Source organism: Rubrobacter marinus, from assembly GCF_011492965.1.
Classification (GTDB): domain Bacteria; phylum Actinomycetota; class Rubrobacteria; order Rubrobacterales; family Rubrobacteraceae; genus Rubrobacter_F; species Rubrobacter_F marinus.
Genome location: NZ_CP045121.1, coordinates 2,626,689 through 2,650,449 on the forward strand (window position 1 = coordinate 2,626,689; position 23,761 = coordinate 2,650,449).

At 69.3% G+C, this 23,761-nt stretch carries 26 protein-coding genes and 1 pseudogene; 9 read left to right on the forward strand and 18 right to left on the reverse strand.

Features of this window, described 5'->3' with window-relative positions; genetic code table 11:
* Positions 1-20 precede the first annotated feature (20 nt).
* Complete coding sequence (locus tag GBA65_RS23270) at positions 21-605, forward strand: amidase family protein (protein ID WP_207955769.1); 585 nt, start codon at positions 21-23, stop codon at positions 603-605.
* A 178-nt stretch (positions 606-783) separates the two neighbouring features.
* On the opposite strand, the gene GBA65_RS13525 is transcribed toward GBA65_RS23270, so the two are convergent.
* Entirely contained in the window at positions 784-1,029 is a 246-nt protein-coding gene (locus tag GBA65_RS13525) for a hypothetical protein (protein WP_166396995.1), read from the reverse strand.
* A 132-nt stretch (positions 1,030-1,161) separates the two neighbouring features.
* Here GBA65_RS13525 and GBA65_RS13530 point away from each other — a divergent pair.
* The 4 genes and pseudogenes from GBA65_RS13530 (at position 1,162) to GBA65_RS13545 (ending at position 2,980) form a co-directional block, all read left to right on the forward strand.
* Positions 1,162-1,913 (forward strand): annotated as a pseudogene (locus tag GBA65_RS13530) (SDR family NAD(P)-dependent oxidoreductase).
* A 13-nt stretch (positions 1,914-1,926) separates the two neighbouring features.
* Positions 1,927-2,304 carry a metallopeptidase family protein gene (locus GBA65_RS13535; RefSeq protein ID WP_166396996.1) on the forward strand — a complete coding sequence of 126 codons (378 nt, stop codon included), beginning with the start codon at positions 1,927-1,929 and terminating at the stop codon, positions 2,302-2,304.
* On the forward strand, positions 2,301-2,756 hold the full coding sequence (locus GBA65_RS13540; protein ID WP_166396997.1) for an SRPBCC family protein: 456 nt from the start codon (positions 2,301-2,303) through the stop codon (positions 2,754-2,756). The genes GBA65_RS13535 and GBA65_RS13540 overlap by 4 nt, the downstream gene beginning before the upstream one ends.
* Complete coding sequence (locus GBA65_RS13545) at positions 2,753-2,980, forward strand: twin-arginine translocase TatA/TatE family subunit (RefSeq protein WP_166396998.1); 228 nt, start codon at positions 2,753-2,755, stop codon at positions 2,978-2,980. Before GBA65_RS13540 ends, GBA65_RS13545 begins: the two co-directional genes overlap by 4 nt.
* 180 nt (positions 2,981-3,160) lie before the next feature.
* On the opposite strand, the gene GBA65_RS13550 is transcribed toward GBA65_RS13545, so the two are convergent.
* From GBA65_RS13550 to GBA65_RS13560, 3 genes are all read right to left on the reverse strand, one after another.
* Positions 3,161-3,964, reverse strand: coding sequence for a hypothetical protein (locus GBA65_RS13550; RefSeq protein WP_166396999.1), 804 nt, complete (start codon positions 3,962-3,964; stop codon positions 3,161-3,163).
* 149 nt (positions 3,965-4,113) lie between these two features.
* Positions 4,114-5,076, reverse strand: coding sequence for an MIP/aquaporin family protein (locus GBA65_RS13555; protein ID WP_166397000.1), 963 nt, complete (start codon positions 5,074-5,076; stop codon positions 4,114-4,116).
* Between the two features lie 152 nt (positions 5,077-5,228).
* Positions 5,229-6,131: a DUF2382 domain-containing protein gene (locus tag GBA65_RS13560; protein WP_166397001.1), complete on the reverse strand. Its 903-nt coding sequence runs from the start codon at positions 6,129-6,131 to the stop codon at positions 5,229-5,231.
* A 407-nt stretch (positions 6,132-6,538) separates the two neighbouring features.
* Between GBA65_RS13560 and GBA65_RS13565 the strand changes: the two genes are divergently transcribed.
* Both GBA65_RS13565 and GBA65_RS13570 read left to right on the forward strand, forming a co-directional pair.
* Positions 6,539-7,585, forward strand: a complete 1,047-nt coding sequence (locus GBA65_RS13565) for a sensor histidine kinase (protein ID WP_166397002.1) — start codon at positions 6,539-6,541, stop codon at positions 7,583-7,585.
* Between the two features lie 17 nt (positions 7,586-7,602).
* Positions 7,603-8,238 (forward strand): response regulator transcription factor, encoded by a 636-nt coding sequence (locus GBA65_RS13570; RefSeq protein ID WP_166397003.1) that lies wholly within the window; start codon positions 7,603-7,605, stop codon positions 8,236-8,238.
* Positions 8,239-8,311: 73 nt separating this feature from the next.
* Here the strand turns inward: GBA65_RS13570 and GBA65_RS13575 are convergent, their stop codons facing one another.
* Together GBA65_RS13575 and GBA65_RS23275 are read right to left on the reverse strand one after the other, a co-directional pair.
* Complete coding sequence (locus tag GBA65_RS13575) at positions 8,312-9,262, reverse strand: coiled-coil domain-containing protein (RefSeq protein WP_166397004.1); 951 nt, start codon at positions 9,260-9,262, stop codon at positions 8,312-8,314.
* 4 nt (positions 9,263-9,266) lie between these two features.
* Positions 9,267-10,148, reverse strand: a complete 882-nt coding sequence (locus GBA65_RS23275; protein ID WP_207955770.1) for a peroxiredoxin family protein — start codon at positions 10,146-10,148, stop codon at positions 9,267-9,269.
* 116 nt (positions 10,149-10,264) lie between these two features.
* Here GBA65_RS23275 and GBA65_RS13585 point away from each other — a divergent pair, with 116 nt between their 5' ends.
* A complete protein-coding gene (locus GBA65_RS13585) occupies positions 10,265-11,833 on the forward strand; it encodes a glycosyltransferase family 4 protein (RefSeq protein WP_166397005.1) in 1,569 nt (522 codons plus the stop codon).
* Here the strand turns inward: GBA65_RS13585 and mnhG are convergent.
* From mnhG to GBA65_RS24465, 8 genes are all read right to left on the reverse strand, one after another.
* Positions 11,830-12,225, reverse strand: coding sequence for a monovalent cation/H(+) antiporter subunit G (mnhG, locus tag GBA65_RS13590; RefSeq protein WP_166397006.1), 396 nt, complete (start codon positions 12,223-12,225; stop codon positions 11,830-11,832). The two genes, GBA65_RS13585 and mnhG, sit on opposite strands and share 4 nt — an antisense overlap.
* Entirely contained in the window at positions 12,225-12,491 is a 267-nt protein-coding gene (locus GBA65_RS13595) for a monovalent cation/H+ antiporter complex subunit F (RefSeq protein ID WP_166397007.1), read from the reverse strand. Before GBA65_RS13595 ends, mnhG begins: the two co-directional genes overlap by 1 nt.
* A 25-nt stretch (positions 12,492-12,516) precedes the next feature.
* Positions 12,517-13,011, reverse strand: a complete 495-nt coding sequence (locus GBA65_RS13600; RefSeq protein ID WP_166397008.1) for a Na+/H+ antiporter subunit E — start codon at positions 13,009-13,011, stop codon at positions 12,517-12,519.
* Entirely contained in the window at positions 13,008-14,141 is a 1,134-nt protein-coding gene (locus GBA65_RS13605) for a complex I subunit 5 family protein (RefSeq protein WP_166394809.1), read from the reverse strand. Before GBA65_RS13605 ends, GBA65_RS13600 begins: the two co-directional genes overlap by 4 nt.
* A gap of 135 nt (positions 14,142-14,276) precedes the next feature.
* Positions 14,277-14,864, reverse strand: coding sequence for a sodium:proton antiporter (locus tag GBA65_RS24455; RefSeq protein WP_228281324.1), 588 nt, complete (start codon positions 14,862-14,864; stop codon positions 14,277-14,279).
* On the reverse strand, positions 14,861-15,355 hold the full coding sequence (locus tag GBA65_RS13615) for an MnhB domain-containing protein (protein WP_166397009.1): 495 nt from the start codon (positions 15,353-15,355) through the stop codon (positions 14,861-14,863). The genes GBA65_RS24455 and GBA65_RS13615 overlap by 4 nt, the downstream gene beginning before the upstream one ends.
* Entirely contained in the window at positions 15,352-16,539 is a 1,188-nt protein-coding gene (mbhE, locus tag GBA65_RS24460) for a hydrogen gas-evolving membrane-bound hydrogenase subunit E (RefSeq protein ID WP_228281326.1), read from the reverse strand. Before mbhE ends, GBA65_RS13615 begins: the two co-directional genes overlap by 4 nt.
* 118 nt (positions 16,540-16,657) lie before the next feature.
* On the reverse strand, positions 16,658-17,488 hold the full coding sequence (locus tag GBA65_RS24465; protein ID WP_228281328.1) for an NADH-quinone oxidoreductase subunit 5 family protein: 831 nt from the start codon (positions 17,486-17,488) through the stop codon (positions 16,658-16,660).
* Between the two features lie 382 nt (positions 17,489-17,870).
* On the opposite strand from GBA65_RS24465, the gene moaA reads away from it, so the two are divergent.
* Positions 17,871-18,857, forward strand: a complete 987-nt coding sequence (gene moaA / locus GBA65_RS13625) for a GTP 3',8-cyclase MoaA (RefSeq protein WP_166397010.1) — start codon at positions 17,871-17,873, stop codon at positions 18,855-18,857.
* A gap of 21 nt (positions 18,858-18,878) precedes the next feature.
* Here moaA and GBA65_RS13630 read toward each other — a convergent pair whose 3' ends face one another.
* The 4 genes from GBA65_RS13630 to GBA65_RS13645 form a co-directional block, all read right to left on the reverse strand.
* Positions 18,879-19,268, reverse strand: a complete 390-nt coding sequence (locus tag GBA65_RS13630; RefSeq protein ID WP_166397011.1) for a type II toxin-antitoxin system VapC family toxin — start codon at positions 19,266-19,268, stop codon at positions 18,879-18,881.
* A gap of 4 nt (positions 19,269-19,272) precedes the next feature.
* Positions 19,273-20,118 carry a hypothetical protein gene (locus GBA65_RS13635; protein WP_166397012.1) on the reverse strand — a complete coding sequence of 282 codons (846 nt, stop codon included), beginning with the start codon at positions 20,116-20,118 and terminating at the stop codon, positions 19,273-19,275.
* Positions 20,119-20,189: 71 nt separating this feature from the next.
* On the reverse strand, positions 20,190-20,522 hold the full coding sequence (locus GBA65_RS13640; protein ID WP_166397013.1) for an ATP-dependent Clp protease adaptor ClpS: 333 nt from the start codon (positions 20,520-20,522) through the stop codon (positions 20,190-20,192).
* Between the two features lie 81 nt (positions 20,523-20,603).
* Entirely contained in the window at positions 20,604-23,723 is a 3,120-nt protein-coding gene (locus GBA65_RS13645) for an EAL domain-containing protein (RefSeq protein ID WP_166397014.1), read from the reverse strand.
* Between the last annotated feature and the right edge of the window lie 38 nt (positions 23,724-23,761).

The following is a 23,761-nucleotide window of genomic DNA, read 5'->3' on the forward strand; positions in this document are numbered from 1 at the left end:
CGGGCGCGGGCGCGGAGATCGTGGACCCCGTCAGCATGCCGGAGCTGATGCGCTTCATAGAAGTGACCTCCCTCTACCTCTCGCAGTCCCGCTACGACATCGACGGGTTCCTCTCCAAGAGGCCCGGCTCCCACACGATAGGGGAGCTCTACGACTCCAAGCGCTTCCACCCGCGCCTGGACCTCTTCACGGCGATAGCCGAGGAGGCGCCCGTCGATCCCGAAGAGGACCCCGATTACCACAGGGGCCTCGCCGCCAGGGAGGAGTTTCGAAGGGCCATCCTCAACCTGATGGCCTCCGAGCGCCTCGACGCGATCGTCTACCCGAACTCGCAGGTCCTCCCGCCCACGAGGCAGGAGCTCGACGACTGGAAGTGGACGGTCCTGACCTTCCCGACCAACGCGCTGATAGCGGCGCAGGCGGACTTGCCGTCCATATGCCTCCCCGCCGGGTTCGCCGAAGGGGACGTGCCGGTGGGCTTCGAGCTCGTCGGGAAGCCCTACGGCGAGGCGGAGCTGCTGAAGCTGGCCTACGCCTACGAGAAGGCGGCGAGCCCGCGCAAGCCCCCGGCGAGCACCCCGCCGCTCCCCGACGAACCGCGGTAGACCGCGCCGCTCCAGCCGTAAACGAGCGGCTGTGAGAGCCAGGCCCGCCAGGAGCGCGCCCCGCTACGGGTAGCGGCAGACCCCTCCCGTACCGTCGGGAGAGGACAAAGAGCTGGAGCTCGCACTCCGGGAGTGGGTGGAGTCGCTCAGCGCGAGCCTCCCCTGGCGGGCCTCGGGCCTACCGCGACTTCTCTTCGTAACGCTCGTCGTGCTCGCGGCGCTGGCGGTCCATGCGGCGGGCGGCTTCGAGGACGTCGTCGGGGTAGAGGCTCGCCAGGGCGCCCGTCTCCAGGACCTGCTCGACGGAGTGCTCCGGGATCATCATCCACTCCGCCGCGTGCGGCACCGGCAGGGGCTTGTTCAAAACCTTGTAGACCGCCCACACCACCCAGCGCCCCGGACGCGAACTCGACAGGAACCTCAACGACGACACCTCCAGAGAGACCTTTCTACGGTACTTGCGGGAGTATCGCATTTGTTCCCCCCGCGAGCAGCGCGCGGAGGCCAGCTTGTAGAATCCCTCCCTCACAAGGAGCTAGCGGGGAGGTCCGGTCGTATGAAGCTGGAGAACAAGGTGGCGGTAGTGACGGGGGCGGGGAGCGGCATCGGGCGGGCGACGGCGCTCAAGTTCGCGCGCGAGGGGCGAGGGTCGTCGTCGCGGAGTACAACGAGGAAGGCGGCCGGGAGACGGTCCGTATGGTCGAGGAGGCCGGAGGAGAGGCGCTCTTCGTGCACACGAACGTGGCGAGGTTCGAGGAGGTCGAGGCGGCGGTGGACCGGGCCGTGGAGGCTTACGGCTCGCTGAACGTGATGTTCAACAACGCGGGCACCGGGCACTACGCGCCGCTTCTGGATCACGAGCCGGGGGATTACGAGCGCGTTGTGCGCGTCAACCAGTTCGGCGTCTACCACGGCATCCTCGCCGCCGGGCGCAAAATGCGCGACCTCGGTGTTGCGGGCACGATCGTGAACACCGCCTCGGTCTACTCGTTCTACGCCACCCCGGGCGTCTTCGGGTACCACGCGGCCAAGGGCGCCGTGAAGATCATGACCCAGGCGGCGGCGCTCGAGCTCGCGCCGTTCGGGATACGGGTCGTGGGCGTGGCGCCGGGGGCGGTGGACACCCCGATCATCCAGGGCTACAAGGACATGGGCATGAACGACCTGCTCGCCAACGCCCAGATGCGCCGCAGGATCATCGCCCCCGAGGCGATCGCGGACGTCGTCGCCCTCCTGTGCACGGACGAGGCCGACGCCATCAACGGCTCCGTGGTGATGGCCGACGACGGCAACGCCGAGTTCAAGTAGGGCAAACCTTTCGATGCTCGCGTGTACAATTACCCGCGTGAATGAGCGAGAGTTCGACGAGCTCGTGGAGCGCGCCCTCGACGGGGTGCCGCCGGAGCTCTCGCAGTACCTGGAGAACGTCGTCATCGTCGTCGAGGACTGGCCCGAGGAGTACATGCTGACCGAGGGCGAGGACGACACGCTCTACGGTCTCTACGAGGGGGTGCCTATCACGGAGCGCGGCTCGAACTACTACGGCCTGCCCGACAAGATCTCCATCTTCCGCGGCCCGCTGGAGCGGGACTTCCCGCCGGAGAATCTGGAGGAGGAGATCCGGGTGACGGTGGTGCACGAGATTGCCCACTACTTCGGCTTCGACGAGGCGCGCATCTCGGAGCTGGGGTGGGGATGAGGGACGAGCCGAAGGCCCCGGAGCCCGTCGCCGTCGAGCAGCGCGTCGACGCCCCTGCCGAGAACGTCTCGTCCTACATCGGCGACTTCCGCAACGCCAAGGAGTGGATGGTCGGCGTGGAGGGGATCGAGAAGCTCTCCGAGGACTCGTACCGCCTGATGCTGGAGAGCCCGGTCGGTCGCCTCACGCCGGAGGCCCGGGTCCTCGAGCACGGGAACGGCCTGATCCGCTGGTCGTACCTCACCACCATAGAGGGCGGCGGCGAGGTGACGGTCCTCCCGGAGGACGGGGGCGCCTCCTGCCTCGTCACCTACACCGGCGACTTCCGCCTCAAAAACAAGGCCCTGATGCGCGCCGCCCGCTTCGTCGGCATCGAGCGCTTCGCCCGCAGAAACGCCGAGCGCTCCCTCACGCGCCTCAAGCAGCTCATGGAAGCCCGGCGCTACGGGTGAGCATCGGGCCCTTCGAGATCCTGCTCGTCCTCGCCGTCCTCGCGCTCATCATAGGCCCTCGCCGCGTCACGGACATGGCAAAGTCGTTCGGCCGCGGCGTCCAGGAATTTGTCGCGGAGATCGGGGACAAGGGGTCCGACTCCAAGCGTGAGGCCATCGGCGACGGCGACGAGAAAGCGGACGAGAAGGACAAAGAAGCTACCAAAGGGACGAACAAACGCTAGACGGCTCCAACCCCTGGTCGAGGGCCAAAGATGGAGCCCCGCGACGGCGGCAGCGGCCCGGAACCTGCCGCAATCAGACAGAAGGAGAGGCCGATGGCGATACCCCGCCATCGGCCTCTCCGTCGTTTCGCGTCCGTGGCCGACCGCGAGGGCCGGCCACGATGGGACTATCCCCGTCTGTTACGGGCGGTTGCGGCCGGTCCTGGCGCCCCAGGAGCCGCCGATGGCCCCGCCGATAAACGGGACGAGCAGCGCGAGGATGCCGGAGACGGTCAGGATCGTGCCGAGGTTCTGCGGGGCCTCGCCCTGCGCCTGCTGCTGCACGCCGCCCGGCACGGCCGGGAGCGTCACGCCCTGGAGGTTGTCTATGAGGCTCGCCCCCACGAGCGTGCCTATGATCGCCAGCAGGATCGTCAGCGCCAGCAGCAGGAGCGGCACGAGCAGGCCGTGCTTGAGCCCCGAGCGGCTCGCCATGCGCCCGGCGACGTAGCCGCCGATGATGAACGCTATGAGGAGCGTCAGGAGCACTCCGATAAGGGCGGCCGTCCCGCCCTCGGCGCCGCCGCCGACCCCCATGGCCCCGAGGATCGCGCCGACGATGCCGCCGACGATGCCGCTCAGGATCAAGCTGGCGCCCAGCGCGGCGAGCAGACCGAAGATCACGCTGATCCAGCTCGTGCCCCTGTCGGAGCTCTCGTCCCGACCGCCGCTGCTCCGCCGCTGCGCGTCTTCTCGCCCGCCGCGTCCCTCGTCGCGGGAACGGGCCTCGGCGCGCTCCTCGCGCGCCCTGCCGACGCTCCTCGTCCCGCCGCCTTCTTGCGGGTTGTCCATGTCGCGGCCCTGGGCGTCTATGTTCGGCCCGAGGCTCCCGTCGTCGCGGCCGCCCCTGCGGTTTATCTCCACCGCGTCCGGGTCGTTGCCGTGCGCCTGGGCCTCCCCGGGCTCCACCGGCCTGCCCTCGTCCCTGTCTCTGTTCCTACCCATGTTGCTCCCCTTTCGTTGGTAGATCTACCGTCAGGTGATCCCGTTTTCTTCCGAGGCCCTCGCCCCGATCCGGCTGCTCCGGCTAACTCCTGAGGCGGCGCCGGATCTTCCGCGTCGCCTCCTCAGTCTAGCCCGGGCTCGTCGAGCCCTTACGACGGGGCCTCGGTCTGGGCCATGAAGCGGTCGTAGAGAAGCGCGGCCAGCACGCCCCCGACGATGGGCCCCAGGATGTAGAGCCACACGCTCGTGAAGCTGCCCGACACGATCATCGGCCCCAGGGCACGCGCCGGGTTCACGGCGGCCCCCGTGATCGGGCCCGCAATAAAGATGCCGACCGCTAGCGCGAAGCCCGCCGCTATCGGGGCGATCGCGGCCGGTGCCCTATCGTCGGTGGCCACCGCCATCACCACGAACACCAGGATGAAGCCGATGAGCACCTCTATTAGGAACGCCCGAAGGTCTCCGACGCCCGCCGCGGGGGAAGGGGCCGCGAGCAATGCTTCGCTCCTGCCCGGGCCGCCGAACGTCAGCCAGGTGGCGAGAGCGGCGAGCACGGCGCCCACGAGCTGCGCCCCCAGGTAGACCGGGACGTACGCCCACGGGAACTTCTTCGCGGCGGCCATCCCCAGGGTAACGGCCGGGTTGACGTGCGCCCCCGATACGTGACCCACGGCGGCGACCACGGCCGCGAGGGCCAGCCCGAAGGCGAGCGCTATGGCCAGGGAGTCGTAGGCCGCGCCGGCCGTCGCGCGGCTCAGGATCGCCCCGACCGCGACGGCGGTACCGCCGAACACCAGGATAAAGGTGCCCACGAGCTCGGCCAGCGCCGCCCCGACCAGGTGGGAAGAGTCGATCTGGCTCCCGTATAGGCCACCGCCGCCCGACTCCTGCTCCTTCTCGTCGAGCGCCTGCCTGGCCCCTCGCCGGGCGAGGTCCTGCAGCACGCGGGCCTCCTCCGGCGGGGGCGCGGTGGCCGAGGAGGCGACGGATGCCCGGGCACCCCCGTCACCGTCCCCAACCACGCGGCGCACCTCGACGGCGTCCGGGTCGTTGCCGTAAGCCCGGGCCTCCCCGGGCTCGACCGGCCTGCCCCGGTCTCCGTCTCTACCCATGCTGCTCCCCTCTCGTGGTTTGACGGCCGCGGAGCTACCGCGCCGATTGCCGGAACCTCCGTCCCCGTCTTGGGAGTGGAGGTTCCGGCTGCCCTCCAGGCGGCGGTGCCGCCGGAAGGTTCGCCCCGCGGACGGGGCTTGGACTGCTTGCGCTAGCTCTGCCGCCTGGAGGTGCCGGAGGCGTCATCGATGTCGACCTCCTCCTTGCGCACGTCCTCCTCGACGACCTCCTCGTCCTGCACCACGTCCTTGCGCACGCGGACCTCTTCCTTGACTACGGCCTGCTTGCCAACGACGACCTCCTCCTCGACCACCGGCACGCTGACCTCGTCCTCGCCGATCTCGCCGGGGGAGGCGTCGCGGTCCACCGGCACGCGGTCCACCGAGACCTCCTCGCGCTTCTTCGGGACCGCGATCCTCTCGCGCTCGGTCCTCACGCGCTTTCTGACGTTGACCTGCCCGGCCTCGCGCTCGCGGACCCCGGCGCGAAGCTCCTCCTCGGAGCGCTGCACCCTCAGCTCGTCCTCGTCCTCGAGGTCGGAGCCTCTGCTCTGGCGCACGCCCTCGTCGTCCTCCGAGTGACCGCGGAACTCGCCGGACTCGGTGTCGCCCTCGACCATGCCGGGGCCGACCCTGCCGGCCTCGGCGTCGCCGGAGGTCGTGGCGTCGTCCCGCTCGTAGGCGCCGTAGGAGCCGCGCTCCTCCGTGCCGCTCGCGGCGGAGAGGCCGTAGTACTCGCGCACCTGGCGCTCGTAGTCGGGCGTGATCTCGTTGTCGTCGTCGAAGTGAGGGGCGTCCTTGACGGTCTGCTTGGGCTGGTTGACCTCGATGAAGCCCTGGCTCTTGTCGACGGTGCAGGCGTCCAGCGGTACCAGGGTGCTCCTGGTGCCGAAGAAGCCCATCTTCACGCCGATGTACTCGGGCTGGTCGTTCTCGTCCAGGAAGAGGTCGTCGACTTTGCCGATCTTCTCGCCGTTGGGATCGCGCACCGTGTACCCGGCGTACTCGTCCTCGACGGCCGTGAACCTGTCCGTGCGCTGCTCGTAATCAGACATCCTTGCTCCCTTGCTCCGTTGCTGTAACCAACACGCCCGCGCTCCTCGCCGGCGCTGCATAACCAGATGTATCCGTTACGGAGGGTGCGGAACCGCGTTTGAGCACCAAACGGGCCCGGCTGGTACGAAAGGCCCACGTTTGCGGACCACAAGACGTAGGTTCTGGCCCTGGATCCGTAGGAGAACCGGCCGAGGCCCGCCGTAGAAGACGCCCCCGGGCACGGTTTCGCGTCTCGCCGGCTGCGCCGGTGGAGCCCCGCGTCCGTCGCCGGGCCGTCCGCCGGAGACGAGGTGTTATGCTGCGAAGACGCCGAGTATAGGGCGAAGTGCGAGGTGTCGTGGAGAGGATGCGAAGAACATTGGGGGTCGACGTTTCAGGAAGCCCGGGAAGAGCCCGGGCGGCGCGGGTGATCGGGGAGAAGACGGGCGAGATCCTCGAGGCGTACGCGCGGCGGCTGGAAGAGGAAGGCAGCCTCCTCATTATCGGCCGGGGGAACACGCGCGGGCAGATAGAGAAGCAAGCCCGCGGGGTCTTGGAGCGCGCGGCGAGCGTCCTCAAGGGCGAGGAGAGGTCCCTGCTCGCGGTGGAGGAGGAGATCTACCGGAACATCGAGGACTCCGAAGAGCCCCTCAACCCGCACCCCGACGAGTCCTTCCGGGCCGGGGTGGCGCTGTGCAAGGAGACCGTCTCGGTCGTCGTCGACGACCTCACCCCCGGCACCTCGCCGCGCGAGATCGCCGAGATCGCGCTCTCCGTCCAGGAGATCGTCATGGATCGCATCTCCCGCATGGTGATGGCCTCCTTCGTGGACTACCTCCTCACCAAGGTCAAGGAGACCCAGGGCGAGGAGCGCAGGCGCTTCTCCCGCGAGCTGCACGACCGCCTGGCGCACGAGATGACGGTCGTCGGCCAGTGCCTCGACCTCCACAGGGTCCTGGAGGAGCGGGACCCCCGGAGGGCGCGGGAGAAGCTGGAGCTGGCGCAGAAGACGACCCGCGAGGCGCTGGAGCTGATGCGCACCTTCGCCCGCGAGCTGCGCGAGACCGAGACCTCCGACGGCTTGAGGATAGCCCTGCAGAACCTCATGAGGATCAGCGTCCCCTCCGGCGTCGACTCCGAGGTCGCCTTCGAGGGCGAGGAAGAGCACATGCCCGACTACGTGCGCGACCAGCTCTACATGATCCTGCGCGAGGGCGTGCGCAACGCCGTGGCCCACTCCGGCGCGGACAGCATAGTGGTCGAGGTAAAGATCTCCCCGCGCGAGGTCGAAGCCCTCGTCTGGGACCAAGGCCTCGGCTTCGAGAGCTCGGAGGAGGTCTCGGAGGGCATAGGCCTCTCCTCGATGCGCGAGCGCACCGAGCTTCTCGGCGGCTCCTTCAAGGTCGCCTCCGGGAAGGAGCGAGGGACGACGCTGGAGGTCCGCCTGCCCCTGATGCGGGAGAAGACCAAGTAGACGACCGGCCCATAAGGGTGCTCCTCGCGGACGACCACGCGATGGTTCGCGAGGGGATGGCGGAGATGCTCTCCTTGAACGAGGACGTCGAGGTCGTGGCCCAGGCCGGGAACGGCCGGGAGGCCGTGGCGCTGGCGAAGGAGACAGCGCCCGACGTGGTGATCCTGGACGTCGAGATGCCGGTGATGGGGGCGCAGGCCGCCACCACCCACCTGCTCAGGCTCTCGCCGGCGCCGAAGATCGTGGTCGTCACCGTGTTCGCCGACCGGCGCCTGGTGCGCGAGCTCCTGGGGCTCGGGGCGAGCGCGTTCCTCACCAAGGGCGCCTCGTCGCAGGACCTGATCTCCACGGTGCGCTCCGTCGCCCGCGGCACGCCGGGCAACGTGATCGTCTCGGTCCCCCGCGAGGACTACGACGCGGAGGGCCCCGCCGAGAGCGAGCTCTCCGGCCGCGAGGCCGAGGTCTTGCGCATGGTGGCGCGGGGCGCGGGCAACAAGGAGGTCGCGCAATCCCTCCACGTCTCCGAGACCACCGTGAAGCGGCACCTCTCCAACATCTACGACAAGCTCGGGGTGCGTACCAGGGGCGAGGCCGTGAGCAAGGCCGTCTCGGAGGGTTGGATCTCTTCCTGGGACATCTCCCGCGACGACTAGGAAAGCCCCGAGACCGCCGCGCCGCTCGTCCTCCGAGTGCCGGCGGCAGCGCGTGGGAAGGTACCGCATGCCCCTATAGCCCCAGAAACACCCTTCCGCCGGGGCCGACGCGGGCGTTCGGGGGCTCGCGGTCGACGCCGGAGAGGTCTTCTCCGGCGCCCCTCTGGTAGACGCGGGGTTCCTCGACGGCGAGGCCGGGGTTCGCGGCGTAGGCCTGCCAGGTGATGCCCTGCCACGTGAACGTCAGGACCACGGCCGGCTCGTCGGCATCCGGCCCCTCCAGGACGACGTGTACCTCCGGGGAGCCCAAAGACTTCGAGATGGAGCCGACGGAGCGGAGGTGCTCCGACCCGTTGAACAGGTCGATGCCGGCCCGGATGCGGTTCGCCGGCTCGGCCATGCGCCGCCTCAGCTCGTACTCGAGGTCGAGCTCGGCGCGGAGGCGGTCGATGGTCCCCCTCAGGTCGGAGGCGGCGGCCTCGCGCTCCTCCAGGTCCCGCTCGAGGCCCTCGATCCTCCGGAGCGCCTCCTCCAGCGCGACGTCCTTGCGCGAGGCCGCGTCCTTGGCCTCGCGGCCGTAGGCCTCTATCTCCCCCGCCCGCTCCTCCATGAGGGTCTCCAGGCGCTGTATCTCGGCGTCGCGGCGCTCCAGCTCGCGCCCGAGGCGCGCTACCCGCCGGTCCTGCCCCTCCCGCCGCCTCCTGCGCCGGCGCTCCTCCTCCTCGAACTCCGAGACCCTCTCCCGGAGCCGGTCGCGCTCCTCCTCGAGCTCCCGGACGCGCGTGCCGCTCGCCTCCGCCCGCACCCGGGCCTCGTCGGCCGCGAGCTTGAGCGTCGAGGTCTCGTCGTAGAGTTCCTTGAGGTGCCGCTTGCGGGCCTCCAGGCGGCGCCGGAGCTCGCCCTCGTCCGCGGCGCCGTCCGAGAGCGGGATCTCCGCGGTCGCGTCGCCCTCCCCGGGGGCACCGTTCTGCCCCTCGGGCCCGTGCCGCGGCTCGTCGGCCCCGTTCCCTTCCGGCCGCGCCATAGCCTCAGCCCTCCTTGCCGGCCTCTCCGGCGTCGCCGTTCGCGCCGCCGCCGGCCTCGGGCTTCGCTCCGTCCCCGGCCTCGCGCGCCGCCTTCCGCTCCGCGCGGCGCTTCTCCCGCTCCTCGGGGGAGAGCCTCTTGCGCTCCGCGGCCGGGGCCTCGCCCGCCGCGCCGTCGCCCGAGGGCTCGTTGGGCTGCTTGAGGGACTTGCCCTCGGCGCGGGCGGCGCGGCGCTCGGCCTTTATGCGCTCCCGCTCCTCGGCCGACATCTTCTTCGGCTTCTCGGCCTCGGCGGCCGGAGCAGCGGCCTCGCCCTCTGCCTTCTCGGCCCCCTCCGGCGCCTCCTTCGGCGCCCGGGCGGCGGGTCTCTTCTCGCCCGCGTCGTCCGCCTCGGGCTCCTCGGCCGGTTTGGGGAGGCCGGTGATCTCGGAGACCTTCCGGAGGAGCTCGGCGGCCTCGGGCCTCTCGCCCGTCCAGGCGTGGGCGATCTTGTGGTCGCCCCCGATCACGAAGGCGGCCGGGCGGGCGTGCTCGTCGCTCTTCCGTCCCTCCAGGAGGCCGTAGGCGCGCGTGGCGGAGCGGGCGTAGTCGTAGAGGACGTAGCTCTTCAGGCCGCTCTTGCGGAGGAATTCGCGGGCGGCGTCGGGCTCGGAGACCCCGATGCCGACGACCGTGCCGCCGGCCATGTTGATCTCGTCCTCCAGAGCGGCCAGCTCCCCGAAGTACCGGACGTCTTCCTCGTCCCCCTCGCCGTAGAAGACCAGGATCACCGGCCCCCGCGCCGTCCTCATGCTCAGCCTGAGTTGCCCGCCCTGGGCGCTGGGAAGGTTGAACTCAGGCGCCTCCGCGCCGACCTCGGGGACCCCAGCGGTCTTTGTGCGCGCCACGATAACGTCCTCCTCGCCTGTGCGAATAGACCGACCTCGCAATATTACAGGCTGAAGGCCCTCTTCACCCGGCCCGCGATGGCTGCTCGCCGGACGCCTTTGCTATGCTTGGCGCCATGAAACTTCTCATGACCCACGGCTACATGCTCTCCGGCTCGGGGAGCAACGTCTACGTTCAGAACCTGTGCAGGGGCCTCGTGAAGGTCGGCCACGACGTCCACCTTCTCTGCCAGGAGCCCGAACCCTTACGCTACGACTTCGTGAACGAGCACTACGGGGCTTCGAAGCGGGGCGTCGAGGCCCTGGGCGAGCAGGAGACGCCCTACGCGGGCCGCTGCGCCGTCTACAACCCCGACGTCGGCGACCTGCTGCCGGTCTACGTCTACGACGACTACCCCGGCTGGCGCGTGAAGACCTTTCTGGACCTCGACGAGGAGGAGCTGGAGCGCTACCTCTCGGGGAACGTGGAGGCGGTGAGGACGGTGCTGGAGCGCTCCGGGGCCACGGGCGTCGTCACGAACCACTCCGTGCCGGGGCCGGAGATCGCGCGCGTCGCCCTCGACGGTACGGGCGTCTCGTACACGAGCATCGTCCACGGCAGCTGCCTCCAGTACGTGGCGCGCAGGAGCGAGCGGTACATGGAGATCGCGGGCTCGGGGCTCGCCGGGGCGACGAGCATCGTCGCGCTCTCCTCGCACAGCGCGGGCACCATCGCCGAGGACTTCCCGAAGCTCTCGGACAGGACCCTCGCCGTCCCCGGCGGCGTGGACACCGACCTCTTCCGCCCCGACCGGCTCGACCTCTCGGTGACGGAGTCCCTGACGGGCGGGCCCGGCCGCGGCCCCGAGCAGGCGGAGAGGCTGCGCACCGTGCTCGACGGCGGCGAGGCCCGTGACGCGGAAGACCTGGCGCGCGAGCTCGCGGCGGTCTCGGCCTCCTACGAGCCGCGCAAGCATGACCGGGACGCCGGGGAGCGCATACGCGCGGTGCTCGGCTCCGGCGACCCGGTCGTCGTCTACGTCGGGAAGCTGATCCACTCCAAAGGCGTCCACTCCCTGCTCTCGGCGTTCGCCAGGGCGCGCGAGGGGACGGGCGCGCGCCTGCTCGTGATCGGCTACGGCACCTTCCGCGAGGGCCTCGAAGCCCTGGTCCACGCTCTCTCGACGGGGAACCGGGGCGCCGTCGAGGCCCTCGTCGAGGGGGGCCGGCTCTTCGAGGGCGGTCCCCCCTCGACGATGGAGCACTTCGAGCTCTCCGAGAATCTCTTGCGGGCCGCGAAGGGGATGGAGGAGTACGTCGAGTTCGTCGGCCCGCTCTACCACGAGGAGCTCTCGCGCGTCCTGCCGGCGGCGGAAGTGGCGGTGGTCCCCTCGATCTTCCCAGAGACCTTCGGCCTGGTGGCGGCCGAGTTCGGGGCGAGCGGGGTGCCCCCCTTCGTCGCCGACCACTCGGGGCTCAGGGAGGCGGGCGGGTTCGTGGGCAAGGGGCTCCCCTTCGAGCCCCGCGTCAGCCTCGAAGGCGGCTTCGAGGAAAACCTGGCGCGCGCCCTCTCGGGCTACCTCTCGCTCCCGGAGGACGAGCGGCGGGGGTGCCGCGAGACCGTGCGGCAAAACGCCGTCGAGGACCTGAGCTGGGGGGCGCTGGCCGAGAGGATCGCGGAGCTCGCCGCGGGGACCTTTCGCTAGGCCGCGCTCCGGTCGTCTTCGGGACCCTTCCCCAGGCCGCGCCCCGACTCGTCCACGGCGTCCGGCGTCTCCATCTCGTACCCCCTGAGGAAGGCGGCCTTGCCCACGACGTGGGCCGAGACGGGGGTCGTCAGGACGAGGAAGATCCCGATAAGGGCGGCGCGCATGATGATCGCGGCGTCGTTCGTCACCGCCGAGGCCAGGAGGAGCATGACCACCCCCAGAAAGACGACCTTGCTCGCCGCGTGCAGCTTGTTGTAGACGTCGGGCATGCGGACGATGCCGTAGATCCCGACCGTCATCCCGAAGATCCCGAGAACGACGAGGACGTCCGCGACCCACGGCGCGACCGCCGAGAAGGCGGCCCCCAGGGCGCCGAACGCCTCGCGCATCAGAAGATCCTCCGCTCGCCGTGGTAGCGGGCGGCGACGACCGTCCCGATAAACGCGAGCAGGGCCAGGATCAGGGCCGCGTCCAGGTAGTACGGGGTGCGCTGGTAGTCCGAGTAGAGGACGAGCAGGGCGACCAGGATCAGGGTGAGCGTGTCGAGGGCGAGGATGCGCGCCGCGGTGGTGGGCAGACGGATCACCGCCGCCACCCCGATCGCGAGCAGCACGGTCATCCAGACGAACGCGGCGTAGAAGACTACCTCGTGCAAGCGACTACCTCCTCCTGAGGCCCCCTCACGGGAAGACCTTTCTCTGGTACTTCGTGTAGAAGTTCTCGTGGGAGCGGCGGACCCCCTCCGGATCGGAGGCGTCGATGGTGTGGACCAGCATTACCCCCTCGTCCCAGTCGATCTCGACCAGGAACTCCCCCGGCGAGATCGTGGCGACGAGCGCCGAGACGGCGACGCCGACCGGCGTCCTGTCGCCTATCGGGACGGCCACGATCCCGGACTTCTCCAGGGGCGTCCGCCCGAGCGTTACCTTCGTTACCCGCCACGTGCCGGCGATCGTGTCCCCGACGACCGCGAGCGCGAACGGCCAGAAGGCGAGCATCCTTCCCGCGAGCCCCGGCAGGGGCGCGGGCCTCCCGTCGAAGACGAACCTGCGGAACGAGAACAGGAGCACGCCCGACAGCACCGCCCCGAACGCGAGGTCCCACGGGTGAAAGCTCGCCAGGACGAGCGCGTAGACGACGGTCAGGAGGACGAGCGAGAACAGCGCGCGCTTCACCTGCGGCCCTCCCCCTCCAGCAGGAGCGACGCCGACTCCTCCCCGAGGACGAGCAGCGGCTCCGGCCAGAGCCCCACCGCGAGGACGAAGACGGCGAGCAGGATCGAGAGCACCCGCGCCGGTCGCGGGCTCGGCCTCCGCTCCTGCCAGTTCTTGCGCGCCAGAAAAGCGCGCTGGTAGACCTGGAAGGAGTAGACGAACGAGAGGGCGCTCCCGACGAAGATCAGGGCGACGATCGCCACGCCTCCCGCCACCCCGCCCAAAGGTCCGGAGCCCGGCGCCGAGCCCTCGATGCCGGTCCTGAAGAGGGCGACCTTCCCGACGAACCCGGCCGCCGGGGGCACGCCCGCGATGCTGAACGCCCCGACGGCGAAGGCCGCCCCCGCCAGCGGCCCGCGCAGCCCCGAGGCCAGAAAGACCAGGGCCTTGTTCAACGAGTTCACGATCGCGTAGACGAACGCCGCCGCGTAGCCTATCGGGCCGCCGATGGCGAGGGCGACGAGGATGTACCCGACCTGCCCTATCGCCGAGTAGGCCATAACCTCGTTCGTCGCGTGGCGGCTCACCGCCTGCAGCGCCCCGTACACGATGCTCGCCACCCCGAGGACGAGGACCACGATCGCGCCGAAGCCGAGCTCCTCGGGGAGGACGCCGGCGCCGAAGCGCAGCAGGCCGTAGCTCCCTATGTTCGCCAGGGCGCCCGAGAGGATCGCGGCCACGGGCGCGTGGCTCCCTACGTAGACCGCCGGCAGCCAGAAATGGAACGGGAAGAGCCCGAGCTTCAGGGAGAAGGCCACGAAGATCAGGGTGGCTATCGGGATCACGGTGCTCGGGTTGGACCGCCCGATCCTCTCGGCGATCACCTGCATGTCCAGGGAGCCCGTAACGTGGTACAGCGCCGCGATGCCTATAAGGAACAGGACCGAGCCGAGCAGGTTTATCACCGCGAAGATGAACGCGGCCCGCACCTGGAAGTCCTGCTCGCGGTAGCCGGTCAGGATGTAAGCGGCGGTCATGGAGATCTCGAAGAAGACGTAGAAGTTGAAGACGTCCCCGGTCAGGAACAGCCCGCCGAGGCCCGCGGCGAGAAAGAGCATGAGCGCCGGGAAGGTCCTCGAACGCACCCCCATCAGGACCTCGTGGACGAACGAGACGAGGATGACGGCCAGGGAGACGGCGGCGAACGAGGCCCGAGGACGTCGGCGCGCAGCGAGATCCCGACCCCTCCGGCCACCCTCCCGCGACGGACTGGACCGGCCCGCTCCTCAGAACCTCCAGGAGCAGCAGGACGCTCGCGACGAGGCTCCCGCGAGGGCCGTCGCCGCGAGCCACGCCCACACCGGCCTCCGGCCGTCGAGCGGGGCCAGCGCCGCGGCCGAGATCCAGGCTATGCCGGCCGGCAGGACGACGAGCGCCTCGTTCAACGCGGCTCCCCTTCTCGAGCGCCCGTTCGTCGGACTCCTCTTCCCCTCGGGGTCCTCCTCCGGCTCGTTGACGCGTTCTAGGGCCTCGGACTCGCGCATCTCGGCGTCGGAGACGTCCCGTATGTCGACCGAGCGGTGCGAGACGTAGAGCCTGTAGACGATCGCCAGGAGGAGGGCGGCGGTGCTCGAGCCGATCACGAGCGCCGTCAGCGCCATCGCCTGCACGAGCGGGTCGCTCACCGAGGCCTCGTCGCCCACCGGGTAGATCGGGGCGTCCCCCCGGGTGAGCCCGGCGGACATGATGAAAAGGACGGAGGAGTTGGAGACGAGCACGATCCCGATCACCACGCGCAACAGGTCGCGCTGCAGGACCAGGAACGCCCCCGAGGCGAACACCACGGCGATCGTCGCCGAGACCGCCAAGATCACGCGTCGTCCTCCAGGTCCAGGTGCTCGCCCCCGGGCCCCGCGTACTCCCGCTCCTCGGAGATCGTGCGCGCGAAGAAGGTGATGGTCCCGACCACGAAACCGAAGACGAGCAGGAAGATCCCCAGGTCGAAGAGGACCGGGGTTATAAGCTCGAGCGTGCCGAGGTAGACGACCGACGCGCCGGGCGGCGGGTAGTGCGTCAGCACGGCGTCTCCGAGGACGAGCGGCACGATGGCGACGAGCAGGCTGAGCAGGAGCCCCGCCCCGGCCAGGATCGGCGCGTAGCGGACGGCGCCCAGCCTCTCGGCCTCCCCCCGCCCGTGGGCGATGTGCTGGAGGAGGACCCCGAGAGAGGCGACGACGCCCGCGGCGAAGCCGTCCCCCGGGCTCGCGTAGCCCTTCACGAGGATGGCGATCGCCGCGACGACCGTGGGGAGGAGCAGTATCCTCGCCACGACCTGCGTCAGGATGCTCGTGGGATCGTTCTTCATCGGAGGCGCCCCCGCCTCAGGAGCGTCGCGACCCCGAGCAGGACGAGGGCGACCACCGTGATCTCGCCCAGCGTGTCCAGGCCGCGGAAATCCGCGAGGATCACGGTAACGACGTCCTTGCCGTGGGCGTCGGGGGTGAGCCTCGTCAGCTCCGCCGCCGCCCCCCGGTCGGGCGAGGGCTGGGAGAGCGTCCCCCAGACGACCACGAAGGCGAACGCCCCCGCGACGACCGCCGTGTAGACCTTGCGCCGCCGCCGCTCCAGCGGAAGCCCCGCCTGGTGGTGAAGGACCTTGTAGGGGATGAGCTTCAGCGTCGCGATAAACAGCAGCGTGACGACGGTCTCGATCAGGACGGCGACGAGCGCCACGTCCGGGGCGCCGAAGAAGGCGTACACGGCCGCGAGCACGTAACCCGCGCTGGAGAGCACGAGGGCCAGGGTGACGTGGCGGCGCGTGTAGGTCGCCGTGATCGCCGAGACCGCGACCGCGACGAGCGCGAGCAGCAGCGGCGCGTCCCGCCACTCCATCGCGCCGAGCCGGTACACCCCCGCCGTCGGGGTCACCAGGAAACCGAGGCCCACGAGCACCCCGCCGGCACGAAGACGGCCGCGACCCGGCTCCTGAGGTCCCGGATCTCGGTCCGGTGCACGAGGTCCGAGAGCTCGTTGAGCCTGTGGATGGAGACCTCGTAGAGACGCTCCGGCCCGAACTTCTCCCCGAGCCGGGCGAACGCCCCGCCGCCCCTCCCAAACCGGGCGCGAGAAGATCAGGACCGCCCCCAACGCGAACGTCGCGAGCGCCATGAGGTTCTCTGGCCGCGCGTCGAGGTGGTACGCGGGCTCCACGCCATCGACCGAGCCCGTGAAGGAGGCGGCTCCGGCGGCCCTCGCGAGCGCCGCGAACGGCTCGACGAAGACCCCGCCAAAGAGGACCAGCGCCCCGAGCACCGCCACGGGCCACACGAGGGCGGCGGGCACCGCGTGCGCCCCGTCCCGAGGGGACCCGAGGAAGATCCCGCTCCAGAAGCGCCAGACGTAGGCGAAGGTCAGCGCCGCCCCCACCACGGCCAGAGCGGCGAATACGGCCCCCCTCTCGAGCGCCGCCCCGAAGAAGAGCTCGTCCTTGAAGAAGCCTATCGTCAGGGGGAGCGCCGCGAGGCCCGCGGCGGCCGCCCCGCTCGCCACCGCGAGGACCGGCAGGGGCTTGCGCAGGCCCCGATCCGGCTCAGCCTGTCCTCCCCCGTCGCCTCGCTGACGGCGCCCGCGGTCAGGAACAGGGCGCTCTTCGCGAGGGCGTGCGCGATCACGTAGAACGCCGCGCCCACCGCCCCGTACTTCCCCCGAGGCCGTACATGAAGACCACGTAGCCGTACTGGGAGATTGTGGAGTAGGCGAGAAGCTGCTTGAGCACGTCGCGCGTGAGCGCGAGGACGCCGCCCACGGCCATCGAGAGCAGGCCGACGACGAGCAGGACGTTCATCAGAAGCTCGCTCTCCTGCAGGAGCGGGTAGACCCTCCCGAGGAGCAGGACGCCCGCCGCGACCATCGCGGCGGAGTGGAGGTAGGCCGAGACCGGGGTCGGGGCGGCCATGGCGCGCGGCAGCCAGAAGTGCAGCGGCACCTGCGCGCTCTTGGCGAGCGCCGCGACGGCGATCAGGAGGCCCGCCGCGTTCAGGAGCGGGCCGGGACGCACGAGCCCGGCGAGCTCGGGGACGGAGTAGGTGCCGTGGGCCGCGTAGAACATCAGGGCGCCGATGAGGAGGAGAACGGCGGTCACGCCGGTCACGAGGAGCGCCATGAGGGCCGAGGCGCGGGAGTTCGCGTCGCGGCGGTCGAACCCGATCAGGTAGTACGAAGCCACCGCCGTCAGGTCCCAGAACACGAAGATCAGGACGAGGTCCTGGGCCATCGCGAGCCCGACCATCGCCCCCATGAACAGCAGCATGAACCCGTAGAACCGCGTCCCCTCGGACTCCGGCCGTCCCCCGTGCCCGAGATGCAGCGGCAGGTAGCGCGAGGAGTACGCCAGGACGAGGAACCCCACCCCGGTCGCGAGCAGGGCGTACAGGGCCGCGAGACCGTCGAGGACGAGGTGCAAGCGCAGGCCCCACGTCGGGGCCCAGGCGACGTTCACCTCCCCCCGCCCGCAAGTACACGAGGAGGGTCGCCACCGCGGCGAGGAGCGCGAACGCGGCTCCCAAGGGCGCGGCGAGCCGCGGCCTGAGGTTGCCCGCGAGAACGGCGGCGGGGGCCGAGAGCAGGGCGATCAGGAGCGGCGAGAGCGTGACGAGGGCTTGGTTTATGCGGCACTCCTCGAACGGGAGATTCTGTTCGGAACGTTCACGGTGATCAGGGTCCTTCCGGGCGGGCCTCGAAACCGTCGCGGGCCTGCCATGTTTTCTTTGTTCCCCGGTGTGTCACGAATCACGCCCGGAAGGAGATGTTAGCGCACGACGGGCCGCGGGGGCCCGGCTCGCGGTACAATGGCGGCTCAGGACTACTCGGATAAGGTGGGAATGGTTCAGCTAACGGACAGCTACGACCGCAAGATGGACTACCTCCGCATCTCGGTGACGGACCGTTGCAACTTCCGCTGCCAGTACTGCATGCCGGAGGACATCCAGTTCCAGGACAAGTCGCACATCCTCACCCTGGAGGAGATGCTGACCTTCGCGGAGGCGTGCCTCGCCCTGGGCGTCACCAAGGTGCGCGTCACCGGCGGCGAGCCCCTCGTGAGGCGCGGCGTTGTGTGGTTCGTCGAGCAGCTCAAGGCGCTGGGCTTCGACGAGGTCACCATGACCACCAACGGCTACCTCCTCAAGGACAACCTCGAGGGGCTCGTCGAGGCCGGCCTCGACCGGATCAACGTCTCCCTCGACACCCTCCAGCCCGAGAAGTTCCAGTTCATCACCCGACGCAACCACTTCGAGAAGGTGTGGGAGGCGATCATGGCGGCGCTCCAGACGCCGCTCTCGCCCGTCAAGATCAACGCGGTCGCCCTGCGCGGGGTGAACGATGACGAGATCGTGGACATGGCGAGGCTCACCCAGAAGTACCCCCTGAGCGTGCGCTTCATCGAGCTGATGCCCCTGAACGGCGACACGGACGGCTCGCGCTTCCGCAAGCTCTTCATCCCGGGCTCGGAGATCCTCGCCAGGGCCCAGGACGCCCTCGGGGACCTCAAGCCCGTCGCGAAGGACGACCCGGCCGCCCCCGCCGACGAATTCAAGTTCGACGGGGCGCCCGGCAACTTCGGGGTCATAACGCCGGTCTCCGAGCCCTTCTGCGCGCGCTGCTCCAGGCTCCGGCTGACGGCGGACGGCAAGATCCACCCCTGCCTCCTCACCGACCTCGACGTGCCCGTGAAGGACGCCATCCGCTCGAAAGACCCCATCCCGGCCATTCACGAGGTTCTGTGGAAGACCGCGCGGATCAAGCCGGCCGCCGGCCTCACCCTCCCTCAGGAGACTCGCAACCGCACGATGAGCCAGATCGGGGGGTAGGAGCGCTTACCCTACGAGGGCCTAGATCGTGTCGACGTAGGCGTAGGCGGCAATTTTATCGTCGGACGTGACCAGCGGACAACCGTGTACTCGCGCCGTCGCGACGATAATCTGGTCTGCGGGGTCCTTGTGGAACTCGCCGGGAAGTTGCGTCGAGGCAACCGCTATCTCCGGGCTCAACTCGATCAACTGCACGCCGGGGTAATCGAGCGCTAGCTCCAACCACTCAGCTACTGGACGCGGTAGCTTGAGACGTTCCCGCTCGACGAGCTTGGCTACCTCCCAGCAAGAAATTGCGCTCACACCTATTAGGTCGGTTTCCGCCCCCTCGATGGTGCTAGCTTGCGACGATGTAAGCTGCTCGTCGCCATGAACCCACCACACCCAAGCGTGGGTGTCGAGAACGATCATGTCCTCAACTCGCCGAGTTCCAATCGTCCTCAGACACGCTATCGAAGGGATTGACGTAACTTACGGGTTCGCCACGCAGAGCGTAATGCCGCGTTTTCCCATCTGTAGGCTGCGGTTCGAGTAAGGCTTCCGCGCGAGTAATTATGGCATCAACGACCAACTGCTGCTCGGCGTTGAGCCGCGCCAACGAAACACCCCGCGATACCTCGTGCAAGCAAAGCATTGCCCCAAACCAGATCGACAGTCTAGGCGCGTGCGGAAACACGGCATACGCAAACACCTTCATCAACTCTCTTGGGTCATACAACCCCGGCTCCACCTCTAATCTTGGTACCCTGTTGGGAAAGCCCCATCCGAAAGCTTTGCCAAACCCCTTTTGCCTTTCTATGGGGAGCCCCCGGATGAAGGCAATCAGATCCACGTTCACGTTGGAGACATCGTGGACAAACTCGTTGCGCAACTCAGACAACGTGCGAACAAAGCGTCGCACATCCTTGCTCAACAACTCGAGCTTGTCCGCGAAGGCAAGTTTGCCTGTTTGCGTATTGCTCATATCTATGCGAGCGAAAATATCCTGCAACGACGGCTTGGCGATAGTCTCGACCACCAAGTGTGTGACCGCTGCTTCCATGAGCGCATGCAGCTTTATGATGAAAGACCAATCATCTTCCTGAACAAGCGCTTCGAAGAACCCGATCGGCAGTTGCAAATTTTCCTCCAACTGCCGTACGCCGAAGGTCTCGAACAGGTCTACCGTTGCCTCGCTGTTTTCTGCAAGCAGTTGTTCCGCGTCTCGGCCAAAGAGACTTTCGGCTATCATTCTTCGGAAATCTGGACTGTCGTTTGTCAAGCTTTCCACCGTTCGCTGACGAAGCGGATAGCCTCTACGACCAGCCCCTCAGTCAGCAACCTTTCAAATCTCTAATCCGGCTCTATGGTGGAGATGAGGCCTTCGTTGTTGAGGCTCTCCTGGTAGAGCTCGGCGAGCTCCTTGTGGCACTTGACGACGACGGCCTTACCCTTCGTGTGGGCTTCGAGCATGATGGTCATGGCGCGCTTGACGCCCATGCGCGGGATCACCTTGCGCAGCACCGTGACGACGTGCTCCATCGGGGTGAAGTCGTCGTTGTGCAGGATGACCTTCCAGGGGGGCTCCTGGCTCTGCTTGCGTTCCGTGATCTCGCGAGGAGGTGTCTGGGTACCGGGTGCCGATGAGAGCGTCGGTGCCGTGGCGTGAGCGAACGTAGCCTGCAACTCTTCTTCTACCTCCGGTCTCGATTCCCCGTGTGCGGCAAAAGGCTAACACATCCGAACGGACATCCGTAGGGCGGATGCTCACCCTATCCCCGGCCGCGGGGCGAGCCGCATCCGGAGGAGCCGCGCCGCGTCGAGGGCGGGGAGCGGCTTCGAGAACAGGAAGCCCTGGGCGAGCTCGCAGCCGAGGGTTTCGAGCCGGGATCTCTGCCCCTCCTCCTCGACGCCCTCGGCGATGACCCGGAGCCCGAGCGCGGCGGCAAGGTCGATCATCGCGGAGACGATCGCCTCGACGTCGGAGTCCTCGATCCTGTCGACGAAGGAGCGGTCGATCTTGAGGTAGTCGACGGGGAAGCGCTTGAGGTAGGAGAGCGACGAGTAACCCGTGCCGAAGTCGTCCACGGCGATCCGGAGCCCGAGGTCCTTGAGGGCGGCGAGGGTCCCGGCGGCGACGGGCGCGTCGTCCATCACCACGCTCTCCGTGATCTCGAGGACGAGGGAGTCGGGCGCGAGGCCGGTCTCGGCGAGCACCGCGCTCACGTCCCCCACGAGGTTCGGGTCCTGAAACTGCCGCGCGGAGAGGTTGACGCCCACGACCAGACCGGGAGCCGCCTCGCCCTGCCACGTCTTCGCCTGCCGGCAGGCCTCGCGGAGGACCCGGCGCCCCAGGTCTACGATGAGCCCCGTCTCCTCGGCGAGCGGGATAAACTCGTCCGGTCCCACGACGCCGCGCTCCGGATGCCTCCAGCGCAGGAGGGCCTCGAAGCCGAAGATCTCGCCGGTCTCGAGGAGCACCTTGGGCTGGTAGAAGACGCGGAACTCGGCGCCCCCGTTCCCGACCGCGCGCCTGAGGTCGTTCTCCAGCCCCAGGCGCGCGTGCGCCTCGGCGCCCATGGAGGGGTCGAAGATCTCGTACTTCGCCTTGCCGCTCCTCTTCGCCCCGTACATCGCGAGGTCGGCCGAGCGGAGGAGGTCCTCGGGCTCCCCGGACGGGCCCGAGCCGCCCGGGGCGATGCCGACGCTGGTCGTCACGAAGATCTCCTGCCCCCCCACCGCGAACGGCGGGACGAAGGCGGCGAGGATCCGCTTCGCGACGAGCGCGGCCTCGCCCACGCCGCTCAGGTCCTCCAGCAGCAGGGTGAACTCGTCTCCCCCGAGGCGGGCGACGGTGTCGGCGGGGCGCACGCACCCCCGGAGGCGGTCGGCCACCTCGACGAGCAGCTCGTCGCCGGCGTCGTGCCCGAGGGAGTCGTTGATGACCTTGAAGTTGTCCAGGTCCACCATGAGCACCGCCACCGAGCCCTTGGCGCCGGGCGCCTCCCCCCTGCGTTCGAGGCGGGCGAGGGCGTGCGCGAGGCGGTCGGCGAAGAGGGCGCGGTTCGGGAGCCCGGTGAGGGGGTCGTGGAAGGCCTGATGGGCGAGGCGGTTCTCCAGGGTCTTGCTCTCCGTGATGTCGAGTATCACGCCGCGCCAGTGGAGCGGCTCCCCGTCCTCGTCGCGCACGATCACCGCCTCGTCGCGCACCCAGACCACGCGGCCGTTGCGCGAGACCATGCGGTACTCCATCCGGAACGGCTCGCCCGTCTCGTCGGTGCGATTGTCCTCGGCCAGCACGCGCTCCCTGTCCTCGGGGTGGAGGAGCCGGATCCACAGCTCGGGGTCGGAGGTGTACTCCTCGGTCGTGTAGCCGACGAGGTCGTGGAGCTGCGGGCTTATGTAGCCCGTCGCGTTGTTGTGGTCCAGCTCCTGGACGTAGGTGACGACCGGGATCTGCTCGATGAGGGTCCGGTAGCGCGCCTCGGCCTCCCTGATCCGCTCCTCGGCCTCCTTGTGCTCGGTGACGTCCTGGACCGTGCCCACCATCCTCTCGGGCGCCCCGCCCTCGCCGCGGACGAGCTCGTAGCGGGCGCGGACGGTACGGCCCTCGCCCCCGGGCCGCTCCACGCGGAACTCGATCTCCGCCGGCGGCTCGCCGTACAGCGCCTCCCGGACCGCGCGGCGAACCATCCCCTTGTCGTCGGGGTGCACGAACCGCAGAAACGTGCCGTACTTCGGGGAGATCTCGCCGGGCGAGAGGCCGAAGATGCGGTAGAGCTCGTCGGACCACGCGGCCTGGTCGCGGGAGACGTCGTAGCTCCAGTTTCCGACGTGGGAGATCCTCTGTGCGTCGGCGAGCCCGCGCTGGCTCTCGCGGAGCTTCTCCTCGGCCTCCCGGCGCTCCGCGACGTCGGTGTGGGAACCCGCCATCCTGTAGGGCCTGCCCCGCGCGTCCCGGACGGTGGCCCCGCGGGCGAGGATCCAGCGGTAGCGCCCGTCGCGGTGCATGAGCCTGTGCTCGATCTCGTAGTGCGGCGTCTCGCCCTTCAAGTGCGCTTCGAGCGCCTCGTGGACCTTGGGGAGGTCCTCCGGGTGGACCCGGCCCTCCCACTCCTCGTAGCGGTTCGGAAGCTCGTGGTCCCCGTAGCCGAGCATCTCCTTCCAGCGGGGCGAAAAATACGACTCGCCGGTCGCGAGGTCCCAGTCCCAGAGCCCGTCGTTGGCCCCCAGCACGGCGAGCTCGAAGCGCTGCCTGCTCCCCTCGATCTCCCGCCCGGCCGCCCGTCGGGACTTCTCGTAGCGCCGGAAGAGCACCGCGAGCGCGACCGCCGCCGAGAGCATCGCGGCGTACGTCCCCAGGCTCGTCGCCCGCTTCTCCCGGGCCACGGCGCCCTCGTATTCGGCGGCGGCTTCGTCGAGGAGGTCTTCGAGGCGTTCGAACGCCGGGCGCGTCCTCTCCTCGCGCAAGACGGCGGCCTCCTCCGCACTGCCGTCGCGGATCAGGCGCAGCTCATCGTCGAAAGCCTCCTCGGCGTCCTCTAGCGCGACGCGTATGGCCGCCTCCCGCCCGTCGCCGTCGAGGCGCCCGAAGGCCGCGAGGCTCGCCTGGAGGTCCCTCCGTTCCTCGGCGACCTCGCCGAGGAGCGCCGGCGAGACCTCCCCCCTCTCGCGGGTCTCCCGCCACGCGGAACGCTGCTCCAGAGCGTCCTCCGAGATGCGGGCGAGCAGGATCCGGGCCTCGTCCACCTTCTGGGAGGAGTCGTACAGCGCGTCCACGACGGAGGCCAGAGAGAGCGCGACGACGAGCGCGGCCACCGTCAGGATCCAACCCGGCCGCCAAGCCCGTCCTCCTGTTTGTCCCCTCCTCCGGCCCTTCTCCGTCAAACGGTTGCACCATCCGTTGGCCGCCGGGCGTGCCGCGC

Bases quoted from the DNA above. Each gene is read 5' to 3' on its own strand.
- mnhG (WP_166397006.1), bottom strand. From the start codon at position 12,225: ATGCGCGAGGCGTTCGGCGCCCTGGGGGCCGCCTTCTCGGCGGTCGCG.
- GBA65_RS13540 (WP_166396997.1), top strand. From the start codon at position 2,301: ATGAGGGACGAGCCGAAGGCCCCGGAGCCCGTCGCCGTCGAGCAGCGC.
- GBA65_RS13560 (WP_166397001.1), bottom strand. From the start codon at position 6,131: ATGTCTGATTACGAGCAGCGCACGGACAGGTTCACGGCCGTCGAGGAC.
- GBA65_RS13585 (WP_166397005.1), top strand. From the start codon at position 10,265: ATGAAACTTCTCATGACCCACGGCTACATGCTCTCCGGCTCGGGGAGC.
- GBA65_RS13555 (WP_166397000.1), bottom strand. From the start codon at position 5,076: ATGGGTAGAGACGGAGACCGGGGCAGGCCGGTCGAGCCCGGGGAGGCC.
- GBA65_RS13535 (WP_166396996.1), top strand. From the start codon at position 1,927: ATGCTCGCGTGTACAATTACCCGCGTGAATGAGCGAGAGTTCGACGAG.
- moaA (WP_166397010.1), top strand. From the start codon at position 17,871: ATGGTTCAGCTAACGGACAGCTACGACCGCAAGATGGACTACCTCCGC.
- GBA65_RS13575 (WP_166397004.1), bottom strand. From the start codon at position 9,262: ATGGCGCGGCCGGAAGGGAACGGGGCCGACGAGCCGCGGCACGGGCCC.
- GBA65_RS13550 (WP_166396999.1), bottom strand. From the start codon at position 3,964: ATGGGTAGGAACAGAGACAGGGACGAGGGCAGGCCGGTGGAGCCCGGG.
- GBA65_RS13605 (WP_166394809.1), bottom strand. From the start codon at position 14,141: ATGGGGGTGCGTTCGAGGACCTTCCCGGCGCTCATGCTCTTTCTCGCC.
- GBA65_RS13630 (WP_166397011.1), bottom strand. From the start codon at position 19,268: ATGATCGTTCTCGACACCCACGCTTGGGTGTGGTGGGTTCATGGCGAC.
- GBA65_RS13615 (WP_166397009.1), bottom strand. From the start codon at position 15,355: ATGAAGAACGATCCCACGAGCATCCTGACGCAGGTCGTGGCGAGGATA.